The 12,089-nt window shown below is 71.9% G+C and carries 12 protein-coding genes; 6 read left to right on the top strand and 6 right to left on the bottom strand.

The features are described 5' to 3' along the window. The first annotated feature begins 79 nt into the window (after positions 1–79). The 5 genes from folP (at position 80) to AB0M39_RS21240 (ending at position 3,082) form a co-directional block, all read left to right on the top strand. Positions 80–937, top strand: coding sequence for a dihydropteroate synthase (folP, locus tag AB0M39_RS21260; RefSeq protein ID WP_365366550.1), 858 nt, complete (start codon positions 80–82; stop codon positions 935–937). Further along, positions 934–1,380, top strand: a complete 447-nt coding sequence (locus AB0M39_RS21255; protein WP_365366548.1) for a nuclear transport factor 2 family protein — start codon at positions 934–936, stop codon at positions 1,378–1,380. The genes folP and AB0M39_RS21255 overlap by 4 nt, the downstream gene beginning before the upstream one ends. 190 nt (positions 1,381–1,570) lie before the next feature. Beyond that, complete coding sequence (gene folB, locus AB0M39_RS21250; protein WP_365366546.1) at positions 1,571–1,930, top strand: dihydroneopterin aldolase; 360 nt, start codon at positions 1,571–1,573, stop codon at positions 1,928–1,930. After that, a complete protein-coding gene (gene folK / locus AB0M39_RS21245) occupies positions 1,927–2,541 on the top strand; it encodes a 2-amino-4-hydroxy-6-hydroxymethyldihydropteridine diphosphokinase (RefSeq protein ID WP_365366544.1) in 615 nt (204 codons plus the stop codon). Before folB ends, folK begins: the two co-directional genes overlap by 4 nt. Positions 2,542–2,593: 52 nt before the next feature. Beyond that, positions 2,594–3,082: a DUF3180 domain-containing protein gene (locus tag AB0M39_RS21240; RefSeq protein ID WP_365366542.1), complete on the top strand. Its 489-nt coding sequence runs from the start codon at positions 2,594–2,596 to the stop codon at positions 3,080–3,082. 632 nt (positions 3,083–3,714) lie between these two features. Here AB0M39_RS21240 and folE read toward each other — a convergent pair. From folE to dacB, 6 genes are all read right to left on the bottom strand, one after another. Continuing rightward, positions 3,715–4,320 carry a GTP cyclohydrolase I FolE gene (folE, locus tag AB0M39_RS21235; RefSeq protein WP_365366540.1) on the bottom strand — a complete coding sequence of 202 codons (606 nt, stop codon included), beginning with the start codon at positions 4,318–4,320 and terminating at the stop codon, positions 3,715–3,717. A 129-nt stretch (positions 4,321–4,449) separates the two neighbouring features. After that, positions 4,450–6,480, bottom strand: coding sequence for an ATP-dependent zinc metalloprotease FtsH (gene ftsH, locus AB0M39_RS21230; RefSeq protein WP_365366538.1), 2,031 nt, complete (start codon positions 6,478–6,480; stop codon positions 4,450–4,452). Positions 6,481–6,654: 174 nt separating this feature from the next. Further along, a complete protein-coding gene (gene hpt / locus AB0M39_RS21225) occupies positions 6,655–7,194 on the bottom strand; it encodes a hypoxanthine phosphoribosyltransferase (protein ID WP_365366553.1) in 540 nt (179 codons plus the stop codon). 51 nt (positions 7,195–7,245) lie between these two features. Beyond that, positions 7,246–8,418, bottom strand: a complete 1,173-nt coding sequence (tilS, locus tag AB0M39_RS21220; protein WP_365366536.1) for a tRNA lysidine(34) synthetase TilS — start codon at positions 8,416–8,418, stop codon at positions 7,246–7,248. A gap of 220 nt (positions 8,419–8,638) precedes the next feature. Beyond that, positions 8,639–9,784 (bottom strand): zinc-dependent metalloprotease, encoded by a 1,146-nt coding sequence (locus tag AB0M39_RS21215; protein ID WP_365366534.1) that lies wholly within the window; start codon positions 9,782–9,784, stop codon positions 8,639–8,641. An 86-nt stretch (positions 9,785–9,870) separates the two neighbouring features. Further along, complete coding sequence (dacB, locus tag AB0M39_RS21210) at positions 9,871–11,274, bottom strand: D-alanyl-D-alanine carboxypeptidase/D-alanyl-D-alanine-endopeptidase (protein ID WP_365366532.1); 1,404 nt, start codon at positions 11,272–11,274, stop codon at positions 9,871–9,873. Between the two features lie 86 nt (positions 11,275–11,360). Here dacB and AB0M39_RS21205 point away from each other — a divergent pair, with 86 nt between their 5' ends. Beyond that, positions 11,361–11,855, top strand: a complete 495-nt coding sequence (locus AB0M39_RS21205) for an inorganic diphosphatase (RefSeq protein WP_108151010.1) — start codon at positions 11,361–11,363, stop codon at positions 11,853–11,855. Positions 11,856–12,089: the final 234 nt, after the last annotated feature.

Below are 12,089 nucleotides of genomic sequence, written 5' to 3'. Positions count from 1 at the left end.
GGCAATCGTGGCGGGGCGTAACCCTGCCCCGCCCGCACCGCGTCGCCGCGCGCCCCGCCACCGGGCCTAGGCTGGGTCCATGAGTACGTTGCGCGCACGTGGCACCGCCCTTGGCCTGCCCGAGTGGGATCGCTGTGCGGTCATGGGAGTCGTCAATGTCACTCCCGACTCCTTCTCCGACGGGGGCCGCTGGTTCGACACCACCGCCGCCGTCAAGCGGGGCCTCGGCCTCGTCGCCGAGGGCGCCGACCTCGTCGACGTGGGCGGCGAGTCCACCAGGCCCGGCGCCAGCCGGGTCGACGAGGACGAGGAGCTGCGCCGTGTGATCCCCGTCGTGCGCGGTCTCGCCTCGGAGGGCGTCACCGTCTCCGTCGACACGATGCGCGCCAGCGTCGCCGAGCAGGCCGTCGCCGCAGGCGCGGTGCTGGTCAACGACGTCAGCGGCGGCCTCGCCGACCCCCGGATGGTCTCGGCGGTCGCCGCGGCCGGAGTCCCCTTCGTCGTCATGCACTGGCGGGGCTTCAGCCAGGACATGAACAGCCGCGCCGTCTACGCGGACGTCGTCGGCGAAGTCGTCGCCGAGCTGCGCGAGCGCATGGACGCCGTCGTCGCCGGAGGCATCCCGCCGGAGCGGATCCTCCTCGACCCGGGCCTCGGCTTCGCCAAGCAGGCCGAGCACGACCTCGCGCTGGTCGCCCATCTGGCGGATCTGAGGGCCCTGGGCCGCCCGCTGCTCGTCGCGGCGTCCCGCAAGCGGTTCCTCGGGCACGTGCTCGCCAAGGAGGGCGCCGCGCCGCCCGCCCGCGAGCGGGACGCGGCCACCGCGGCCGTCTCCGCCATCGCGGCCCACGAGGGCGCCTGGGCCGTCCGCGTCCACGAGGTGCGCGCCACCGCCGACGCCGTCCGGGTCGCGCGCGCCGTCGAGGGAGCGCGGTGAGCCGCACCGACGTGGAGCGGGTGGAAGCGGCCAACACCACGTTCTACGAGACCATGGAGCGCGGCGACTTCGAGGAGCTGTCCAAGCTCTGGCTGGACGACGAGATCTCCTGCGTCCACCCGGGCTGGCCGGTCCTCACGGGGCGCGGCGAGGTGCTCCGCTCGTACGCCCTGATCATGGCCAACACCGAGTACATCCAGTTCTTCCTCACCGACGTCAAGGTGAGCCTCGCCGGCGACACGGCGCTGGTGACCTGCACCGAGAACATCCTCAGCGGCGGCCCCGCCGAGGACGGCGGGGAGCTCGGGCCGCTCGTCGGGCAGCTGGTGGTCGCCACCAATGTGTTCCGCCGCACATCCGACGGCTGGAAGATCTGGTCGCACCATGGATCGCCCGTACTGGCGGACAGCGACGAGGAAGACGACGAGGACACCGCCCAATAGTGGGTATGCGGGTCTCGTGAGGTTGGACACGGCCGCCCCCGGGTAGGGGCGGCTACCAGCCTCACGGGGCCCTGTCCATAGCCCCCGTGGGCAGGCGCTGTCAGTGCTCGCAGGTAGATTCGAAGATGGACACACGCCGCCCGCACGCGGCCGGGTGCCCGCAAGACCTACGACAGCAGGAGTGATTCGCGTGGATCGTGTCGCGCTGCGCGGCCTCAAGGCCCGCGGGCACCATGGCGTCTTCCCCAAGGAGCGCGCAGAGGGCCAGACCTTCATCGTCGACCTGGTGCTCAGCCTCGACACCCGCCCCGCGGCCGCGGCCGACGACCTGACCAAGACCGTCCACTACGGCGTGGTGGCGGAGGAGGTCGTCGCCGTCGTCGAGGGCGAGCCCGTCGATCTCATCGAGACCCTGGCGGAGCGGATTGCCCAGCAGTGCCTCAAGCACGACGGCGTGGAGGCGGTCGAGGTGGTCGTCCACAAGCCCGACGCACCGATCACGGTGCCCTTCGACGACGTGACCATCACGATCACCCGGAGCCGAGTATGACCGTGTTCTCCTCCAACGGGACGCAGAGCGACCCGACCGTGCAGCCGGTGCCCGCCTCCGTGGTGGAGCAGGTCGACGCGGCGGACGTCACTCTGTCCAACCCGAAACAGGCCGTGATCTCTCTCGGCTCCAACCTCGGCAACCGCCTCGAGACGCTCCAGGGCGCGATCGACGCGCTGGAGGACACGCCCGGCCTGCGGGTCAAGGCGGTCTCGCCGGTGTACGAGACGGAGCCGTGGGGCGTGGACCCCGACTCCCAGCCCTCGTACTTCAACGCGGTGGTCGTCATCAAGACCACCCTTCCGCCGTCCTCCCTGCTGGAGCGCGGCCACGCCATCGAGGAGGCCTTCGAGCGCGTCCGCGAGGAGCGCTGGGGGCCGCGCACGATCGACGTCGACATCGTGGCGTACGCGGACGTGGTCTCCGACGACCCGACCCTCACGCTCCCCCACCCCCGCGCCCACCAGCGCGCCTTCGTGCTCGCGCCGTGGCACGACGTGGATCCCCAGGCGCAGCTGCCGGGCCATGGCGCGGTGGCCGGGCTGCTGGCCGAAATGGGCCTGGGCGGCGTGCAGGCGCGCGCGGACCTGGAACTTCGGCTGCCTGAGTAGTCGTTAGGCTCTGCGAGATGCCTACGACGACGAACACGAAGGACACACGCGGGTGAAGCAACTACGGCTCGGGGTGCTCGCCGGTCTCTTCGTCGCGGCCGGGGTGCTCTCCTGGGGCGGCGCGCGGCTCTGGGACTCGATCGGCACGCTGCCGAGCGTGCCCTTGGCCGCGCCGATCGTTCTGGCGGTGATCGCGGTCGTCCTCACCGCGACGGCCCTCTCGCTCCGCGCCCGCCTGCGCGCCCAGCGCGAACGCCGCCCGGGAGCGAAGGGCGTCGAGCCGCTGATGGCGGCGCGCGCGGTGGTCTTCGGCCAGGCGAGCGCGCTGGTGGCGGCGCTGGTGAGCGGAATGTACGGCGGCACGGGCGTATTCCTGCTGGCCTCCCTGGACATCCCGGCCCGCCGGGACCAGGCGATCTACGCGGGGTTCTCCGTGGTGGCGGGCTTCGGCGTGATCGCGGCGGCGTTCTTCCTGGAACGAGTCTGCAAACTCCCCGAAGACGAGGACGAGGGCCCACCCAGCGGCAAGGCACGGGCGTAGCGGGCGGGGGGCGGTCACTCCCCGGACCCAGGCCCGAGCGTCGCGCTCCTGGCACCGAGCCGGCGGTGACCGGCCGCGGGCCCACACGCCTCAGGCGCAAGCGCGCCCGCCGGGCGATGACCCACTCCACGATGGCCGGGCACTGCCCCTGGCCCCGCGCCGTAAGCGCAGGGGCGCCCGCCCGGCGATGCGAGGACCCTACGGAAGACGTACGGTCCGCCCCGGCTGAAGTCCCGCCCACCAGGCCGCCCGTGCCCGCCTCGCGGCAAGGCGCGCGCGTAGCGGACGACCCGCGCGCGCTCGGGCCGGCCGGCCGGCGAGAGACGGGCACTGCCTGGGGCCACGCGCCTCGGGCGCGGCGGACCGGCGAGGTGAGGACCTGGGTGTAGCCGGCGCTGCTTGCGCGCTGCGGCAGGCGAGGCTGCGGCTGCTCGGGACCTCCGCGCCGCAGGCGCCCCCTCTGCTCGGCGCCGTCGGTCGCGGGCCCGCGTCCGGGTTCTCCGCACGCCTGTGATCTGCGGCGGGAATCGCGGCGGTGGCGAGCAGGACAAGATTGGCCGGAACACCGTGCGGGGTGTCCGGGGCCGACGCCCAGACCAGGCGTCCCTCCCCCGCCCTCAACCCAGCCGTCCTCAGCGCGCCATGATCAGGCTCATCGCCTCGTTCCGCGTCGCCGCGTGGCGCAGTTGGCCGCGGACGGCGGACGTTATCGTCTTCGCGCCCGGCTTCCGCACACCGCGCATCGTCATGCACATGTGCTCGCACTCCACCACCACGATCACGCCCCGCGGCTCCAGGATGTCCATCAGCGAGTCCGCGATCTGCGTGGTCAGGCGCTCCTGCACCTGGGGGCGGCGGGCGAACACGTCGACCAGGCGGGCCAGCTTCGACAGGCCGGTGATCTTGCCGTCCGTCGAGGGGATGTAGCCCACGTGCGCCACGCCGTGGAACGGCACCAGGTGGTGCTCGCAGGAGCTCATCACCTCGATGTCCTTCACCAGGACCATCTCGTCGTGCCCGAGGTCGAACGTCGTCGTCAGGACCTCCTCCGGCTTCTGCCACAGACCGCCGAAGATCTCCCGGTACGCGCGCGCCACCCGGGCCGGCGTCTCCCGCAGACCTTCGCGGTCCGGGTCCTCCCCGACCGCGATGAGGAGCTCGCGCACGGCGTTCTCGGCCCGCTTCTCGTCGAACTCGCCGATCGTGCCCTCGCCGTCCAGCGTCACCGGGTCGGTCATCTGTGCCTCGTTCCCTTGCTTACCTTGCGGACATACGGGAATGCCGCGTCCCCCAGGCTAAAACCTGGGGGACGCGGCATCCATTCCGGGCCTGTGTGACCTATGAGGCACATGGGGCCCAAGGCCGGGTCAGCTCTCCGGACGCTCCTCCGGGACCGCCTCGATGGCCGGAGCGGCGTCCGTCGGCACCGCGCCGTTGGCGCCGACCGCGCCGGCCGCGCCGTTGGTCAGCGCGAGCTCCTTCGGCGAGAGGACCGGCGGACGCGTGGAGGGCGTACGCCGGGTGGAGCCGGTCCACGCCGGACGGGCCGGACGCTTCACGATCGGAGCGAAGACCTCGGCGATCTGCTCCTTGCTGAGCGTCTCCTTCTCGAGGAGCTCCAGGACCAGGGCGTCGAGAACGTCCCGGTTCTCGACGAGGATCTCCCAGGCCTCGTTGTGAGCGGTCTCGATGAGCTTCTTGACCTCTTCGTCGACGAGCGCGGCGACCTCTTCCGAGTAGTCGCGCTGGTGCGCCATCTCCCGGCCCAGGAAGGGCTCGGTGTTGTCGCCGCCGAACTTGATCGCGCCGAGACGCTCGGTCATGCCGTACTGCGTGACCATCGCGCGAGCGGTGGCCGTGGCCTTCTCGATGTCGTTCGCCGCACCCGTGGTCGGGTCGTGGAAGACGAGCTCCTCGGCCGCGCGCCCGCCCAGCATGTACGCCAGCTGGTCGAGCATCTCGTTGCGCGTCGTGGAGTACTTGTCCTCGTCCGGCAGGACCATGGTGTAGCCCAGCGCACGGCCCCGGGACAGGATCGTGATCTTGTGGACCGGGTCGGAGTTCGGCGAGGCCGCCGCGACCAGGGCGTGGCCGCCCTCGTGGTACGCGGTGATCTTCTTCTCCTTGTCCGACATGATCCGGGTCCGCTTCTGCGGGCCCGCGACCACACGGTCGATCGCCTCGTCCAGCGAGTGGTTGTCGATGAGCTTCTTGTCGCTGCGCGCCGTCAGGAGCGCCGCTTCGTTCAGCACGTTCGACAGGTCCGCGCCGGTGAAGCCGGGCGTACGCCGGGCGACGGCGCCAAGGTCGACGTCCGGGGCGACCGGCTTGCCCTTCTGGTGGACCTTGAGGATCTCCAGACGGCCCTGCATGTCAGGACGGTCGACGGCGATCTGCCGGTCGAAGCGGCCCGGACGCAGCAGCGCCGGGTCGAGGATGTCGGGCCGGTTGGTGGCGGCGATCAGGATGACGCCGCCCTTCACGTCGAAGCCGTCCATCTCGACGAGCAGCTGGTTCAGCGTCTGCTCGCGCTCGTCGTGGCCGCCGCCGAGGCCCGCGCCGCGGTGCCGGCCGACGGCGTCGATCTCGTCGACGAAGACGATCGCCGGGGCGTTCGCCTTGGCCTGCTCGAAGAGGTCGCGCACTCGGGACGCGCCGACGCCCACGAACATCTCGACGAAGTCGGAGCCGGAGATCGAGTAGAAGGGGACGCCGGCCTCGCCCGCGACGGCGCGAGCGAGAAGCGTCTTGCCCGTGCCGGGCGGGCCGTAGAGCAGCACGCCCTTGGGGATCTTGGCGCCGACGGCCTGGAACTTCGCCGGCTCCTGCAGGAACTCCTTGATCTCGTGGAGCTCCTCGACAGCCTCGTCGGACCCCGCCACGTCGGCGAAGGTCGTCTTGGGGGTGTCCTTGGTGATCAGCTTGGCCTTGGACTTCCCGAAGTTCATGACTCGGGAGCCGCCGCCCTGCATCTGGTTCATCAGGAAGAGGAAGACCACGACGATCAGGACGAAGGGCAGCAGCGAGAGCAGCACCGACACGAACGGGCTCTGCTTCGACGGCGAGACGGTGTAGCCCTTCTCGATGTCGCCGGCCTCGTACTTCTGCTGCAGCTTCTCAGCCAGATCGGCGCCCTGGGTGCCGATGTAGCTGGCCTGGATCTTGTCGCTGCCCTTGACCTTCTGGCCGTCCTTCAGGTCGGCCTTGATGATCTGCTCGTCGCCGGTGGTCAGCTTGACCTGGTCGACCTGGTTCTTGTCGATCGCCTGGACGACCTCGCCGGTGTCCACCGTCTTGTAGCCGCCGGACGAGCCGACGACCTGCATCAACACGACCACGGCGAGGACGGCCAGCACGATCCACATGACCGGCCCACGGAAGTATCGCTTCACGTCCATCCATACGGAGCGAGTACGCCCCGTCCCTCCTGCCCGTAGGTAAATGCTGCTGTGTGAGAAAAGACTGTTCTTCGGACGGTACCCCAGCATCGGCGCAGAGACCGCACGGTACCGCTGACAAACCCGCCCTCCCATGCTTCAACGGCGGGAGGGGGGTTCTGGTTCCCGGCGGGGTCAGCCGCCGTAGACGTGCGGTGCGAGCGTGCCCACGAACGGCAGGTTGCGGTACTTCTCCGCGTAGTCGAGGCCGTAGCCGACGACGAACTCGTTCGGGATGTCGAAGCCGATCCACTTCACGTCGATCGCGACCTTTGCGGCATCCGGCTTACGCAGCAGGGTGCAGACCTCGAGGGACGCCGGCTCGCGCGAGCCGAGGTTCGACAGCAGCCAGGAGAGCGTGAGGCCCGAGTCGATGATGTCCTCGACGATCAGGACGTGCTTGCCCTTGATGTCGGTGTCGAGGTCCTTGAGGATCCGCACGACGCCCGAGGACTGGGTGCCCGCGCCGTACGACGACACCGCCATCCAGTCCATCGTGACGGGGGTGGACAGGGCGCGCGCCAGGTCCGCCATCACCATCACGGCGCCCTTGAGGACTCCGACGATGAGCAGGTCCTTGTCCGCGTACTCCGCATCGATCTTGGCGGCCAGCTCGGCCAGCTTCGCGTCGATCTCTTCCTTGGTGATGAGCACCGACTGAAGGTCGGTGCCCATGTCCTTCTCGTTCACCCGGGTCACTTTCGTTGCGCTTGCGCTGCAGCTGCGTCAGCCTTGCCGAATGACCAGTCTGCCACCCTGCCGACGCGCCTCGACCCGGCCGGGCAGATTGATGGCGCCCTGACCGCGCCAGCTGGTGATCAGGCGGTCGACTTCCTCGACGTGCCGGGCGAAGAGCGAGCCGGCGGGCGAGCCGGCGTTGATGACGGCCCGGCGCAGCACCCTGCGGCGGACGGCGGGCGGCAGGGAGTAGAGCTTGGCGCACTCGAGCTCGCCGGCGTCGTCGCGCACGGTCGCGTCCACGTCGGCGGCCCAGGTGTCCAGGGCGTCCGCGTCGTCGCGGGAGAGCTGTGCGGTCCGGGCCAGGGCCTCGACGACGCCCTTTCCGAGGGCCTTCTCCAGGGCGGGCAGGCCCTCGTGGCGCAGCCGTGAGCGGGTGTAGGCGGGGTCGGCGTTGTGCGGGTCGTCCCAGACGGGCAGCGACTGGACCATGCAGGCCTTGCGGGCGGTCTGCCGGTCGAGCTGGAGGAAGGGGCGGCGGTAGCGGCCGGCCGCCCCCGAGACGGCCGCCATTCCGGACAGCGAGCGGATCCCGGAGCCGCGGGCGAGGCCGAGCAGCACGGTCTCGGCCTGGTCGTCGCGGGTGTGGCCGAGCAGCACGGCGGCCGCGCCGTGGCGTTCGGCGGCGTCGTCGAGGGCGGCGTAGCGCGCGTCGCGGGCGGCGGCCTCGGGTCCGCCGTCGCGGCCGACGCGTACGGCGATGGCCTCGACGGGGTCGAGGTGCAGGGCCGTGAGGCGGGCGGCGACCTCGGCGGCGCGGAGGTCGGAGCCGTCCTGGAGGCCGTGGTCGACGGTGATGCCGCCGGCCCGGACGGAGAGCTTGCGGGCCTCGAAGGCGAGGGCGGAGGCGAGCGCCATGGAGTCGGCGCCGCCGGAGCACGCCACGAGGACCAGCGGCGCCGGCGCGTCGCCGAAGGCGTCGAGGGGCTGCTGGTCCGCGGAGGCGGGGTGCGGGGGGCGGGCGAGGCCGGCGGGGCGGCCGGCGGAGTGTCGGGGATGCGTCGCGGCGGGGATGACCGCGCCGGACCCGGCCGCCGCGGCGCGCGCGGGGGCCGCGTGGCTCACGGAGCGCGCGTGGCGTTCGGAGTGTTCGGTGATGACGTCGTGGAGTACGCGGCGGACCGCCAGGCGTATCGCCGCGACCGCAGGATGGGGACCCATGTCCGGTGCCCTTCGTGAAAAGTTGGGGGGTGCCTCAGTCGGAGTCGGAACGGAGGATCGGTCACTTCGGTCATTGAGTCACTCAGACATTCAGTCACTCAGAGTGCGTCGATGGTGACAGAACCGAGCCGTTCCCCGAGCATTGCACGCCTACCCATCGCCTACGGTCCCTCGGATGGGTGATTACGGGGGCGTTCTCCTGCCGTCGGCCGACCCCGGCTCACGACTCTGCTTTACGGTGCACCCTCGCGACCCAGTCGGCGGGTTTGGCGATCTCCGCCTTGGTCGGGAGCGTGTTCGGAGACGTCCATACCCGATTGAATCCGTCCATTCCGACCTCCTCCACCACGGCTCGTACGAAGCGCTCGCCGTCGCGGTACTGCCGCAGCTTGGCGTCCAGCCCGAGCAGCTTGCGCAGCGCCTGGTCCAGCCGGCTCGCGCCGCGCGCCCTGCGCTGCTGGAACTTCTCCCGGATCTCGGCGACCGAGGGGACGACGTCGGGCCCCACCCCGTCCATCACGAAGTCCGCGTGACCTTCGAGCAGGGACATCACCGCGGTCAGCCGGCCGAGGATCTCCCGCTGCGCGGGGGTCTGCACCAGCTCCACGATGGAGCGGCCGCCCTCGTCCTCCTCGCCCTCCGGGCGCGCCCCGGCGAGCGACTGGGCGGCCTCCCGGAAGCGCTCCAGGACGGTCATCGGGTCGACCTCGGTCTCGCCGAGGAATGACTGGATCTCGCCCTCGATGTGGTCCTTGAGCCAGGGCACGCCGGTGAACTGGGTGCGGTGGGTCTCCTCGTGCAGGCAGACCCAGAGCCTGAAGTCGTGCGGGTCGACCTCGAGTTCGCGCTCGACGTGGACGATGTTCGGGGCGACCAGCAGCAGCCGTCCGCCGCCGTTGCCCGTGCCGGGCGGGACGCCCGCGGGCAGGTCGCGGGCGGCCGGGGCGAAGGTCTCGTACTGCCCGAGGACCCGCGAGGCCAGGAACGACAGCAGCATGCCCAGCTCCACGCCGGTGACCTTGCCGCCGACCGCGCCGAGCATCGCGCCGCCGGGGCTGCCCGAGCGGCGCTCCTGCATCTTCTCCAGCAGGGGCTTGAGCAGTTCGCGGAAGCCCGCGACGTTCGCCTTGACCCAGCCGGCCCGGTCCACGACCAGGACGGGGGTGTCGTGGGGCTCGGAGCCCTGCGGAATCATCCGGGTGAAGGCCCGCACATGCTCTTCGGAGGCCTTGGCGTGCCGCCGCAGCTCGGCGACGACGGCGCGCGCCTCGTCTCGGCTCACTTCGGGCCCCGGCCGCACGAAGCGGGTCGCGGTCGCCACCGCGAGGTTCCAGTCGACCATCTCGGCACCACCGATGCTCGTCATGCGTCAACCGTACGTTGTCCGATCCGGGAGCGGTGAGGTGTTGAGACCGCCCGGGTTCGTCCCGTACGCACCCCTGGGGGGCTGCGTCAGGACGCGAGGGCCGCCGCCAGCCGGTCGAGGGCCTCCTGCGCGGCGCCCGGCGCGGCGGTGTCGCCGGCGAGGAAGGCGAAGGCGAGGAGGCGTCCGTCCGGCGTCACGACCGTCCCGGCCAGCGTGTTGACGCCGCTGAGGGTGCCGGTCTTGGCGCGGACGGGTCCGGTGCCGGGCGCGGTCTTGGGGGAACGGTTCTGCAGAGTGCCGCTGAAGCCCGCCACCGGCAGGCCCGTCAGGACCGGCCGCAGTTCGGGGCGGGCCGGGTCGGCGGCGCGCGCCAGCAGCCCGGTCAGCAGGCCCGCGGAGACGCGGTCCGCGCGGTTCAGCCCGCTGCCGTCGGCGAACCGCGCCCCCTTCAACGGCAGCTTCAGGGCGGCCAGTCGCCTCGTCACGGCCTTCCCGGCGCCCGTGAAGTCGGCGGTCTCGTCCGTCGCGAGGGCCGTGTGGCGGGCGAGGGCCTCGGCGATGTCGTTGTCGCTGGTCGTCAGGCTCCGCTCGACCAGGTCGGACAGCGGCGGCGAGAGGACCTCGGCGACGGGCTCGGACCCGGCGGCGGCGCGGCCGGGGGCGGGCGCGTCCTTCGCCGCGACGCCCCGCTCGGCCAGCAGCTGCGCGAAGACGCCCGCGGCGTCCTTGGCCGGGTCGTCGCTGCGCCGGGCCGGCCCGCTGGTCGAGCCGTCGATCCGACCCTGGTTCACCATCAGGGCGCTGACGGGGGCGATGTTGTCGTTGGGGCCGATGGGGTGACGGGCGGGGCCCTTGTAGAGCGAGGCGTCGTACGTCAGGCGCACCACGCGGCTCCCGCGGTCGCGCAGGGCGGCGGCCGTGCGGTCGGCGAGCTCGGCCAGACGCGCCTTGTCGAGGGTGGGGTCGCCGCCGCCGACCAGGGTGAGGCTCTCGCCGTCCTCCGCGGCGACGACGGACGTCGGGATGCGGTGGTCCGGGCCGAGCGCCGTCAGGGCCGCGACCGAGGTGGCGATCTTGACGGTGGAGGCCGGGACCATGGGGGCGTCGGCCTCCTTCCCGTACAACTGCGCGCCCGTCGCCACGTCGACGACGCTGGCGGCGCGGAGGCGGCCGAGGCCGGAGTCCTCCAGGAGCGGCCCGAGGCGGCGGCTGAGGTCGGCGGGGGCGGCCTTCGAGTCGACGCCGTCGCCGGCGGGCGCGGCGCCCACGGCGGCCAGCACCGACGGGGCGCTGGGGGCGGGCGCGGGCCCCTTGGGGGCGGACGGCTGGTGATGTGCGCCACCCGCACGGCTGTGGGCGACCGCACGCTCCTTCTCGGCCTTACGCTGACCCGAGTCCCATGGACCAGCCGCGGCCACCGCCCCGGCAGCGAGGGCGAGGCCGACCGCGGCCGAGCCCGCGGCGAGCTGCCATGTCCTGACCTCCGGCACCTCGCACCAGCCCCTTTCGCGATCACACACATGCGTGAGGGACACTTAACCACCAGACCTATGTGTTGATCATGGAGGAGCCACCCGTGGAGTTCGACGTCACCATCGAGATCCCGAAGGGTTCGCGGAACAAGTACGAGGTGGACCACGAGACCGGTCGGATCCGCCTTGACCGTCGACTCTTCACCTCGACCAGCTACCCGGCCGACTACGGCTTCGTCGAGAACACCCTCGGCGAGGACGGCGACCCGCTGGACGCGCTGGTCATCCTCGACGAGCCGACTTTCCCCGGATGCCTCATCAAGTGCCGCGCGATCGGCATGTTCCGGATGACCGACGAGGCGGGCGGCGACGACAAGCTGCTGTGCGTGCCGGCCTCCGACCCGCGCGTCGAGCACCTGCGCGACATCCACCACGTGTCCGAGTTCGACCGCCTGGAGATCCAGCACTTCTTCGAGGTCTACAAGGACCTGGAGCCGGGCAAGTCGGTCGAGGGCGCGAACTGGGTCGGCCGCACCGAGGCGGAGGCCGAGATCGAGGCCTCCTACAAGCGCCTTGAGGCGCAGGGCGGCGCGCACTGACGCGCTGCTGGGGCCGCTGAGCTGCTCACGCGGGCGGCGCATCCTTCGGGGTGCGCCGCCCGCGGTGCGTCCGGGCACCGGCGCGGGGGCGTCGCTCGGGCGGCGGCAGCGGCGGAGCGCTCGGCCGCGTCCGGGCGCGGGGGCGCGGCTGCGACCGGGACCGGGTACCTGGACGCGGCTTCGACCGGGCCGGGCGCCTGGGCGCCTGGGCGCGGTGGCATCGCAGCAGGTCAC

The organism is Streptomyces sp. NPDC051907, from assembly GCF_040681075.1.
Lineage (GTDB): Bacteria > Actinomycetota > Actinomycetes > Streptomycetales > Streptomycetaceae > Streptomyces.
This window is presented reverse-complemented; position numbering and strand designations above follow the sequence as displayed.

What these genes read in the sequence shown, in the direction of transcription:
- folP (WP_365366550.1), top strand. Translation starts at nt 80, where the DNA reads ATGAGTACGTTGCGCGCACGTGGCACCGCCCTTGGCCTGCCCGAGTGG.
- ftsH (WP_365366538.1), bottom strand. Translation starts at nt 6,480, where the DNA reads ATGGACGTGAAGCGATACTTCCGTGGGCCGGTCATGTGGATCGTGCTG.
- hpt (WP_365366553.1), bottom strand. Translation starts at nt 7,194, where the DNA reads ATGGGCACCGACCTTCAGTCGGTGCTCATCACCAAGGAAGAGATCGAC.
- AB0M39_RS21215 (WP_365366534.1), bottom strand. Translation starts at nt 9,784, where the DNA reads ATGACGAGCATCGGTGGTGCCGAGATGGTCGACTGGAACCTCGCGGTG.
- tilS (WP_365366536.1), bottom strand. Translation starts at nt 8,418, where the DNA reads ATGGGTCCCCATCCTGCGGTCGCGGCGATACGCCTGGCGGTCCGCCGC.
- folE (WP_365366540.1), bottom strand. Translation starts at nt 4,320, where the DNA reads ATGACCGACCCGGTGACGCTGGACGGCGAGGGCACGATCGGCGAGTTC.
- folK (WP_365366544.1), top strand. Translation starts at nt 1,927, where the DNA reads ATGACCGTGTTCTCCTCCAACGGGACGCAGAGCGACCCGACCGTGCAG.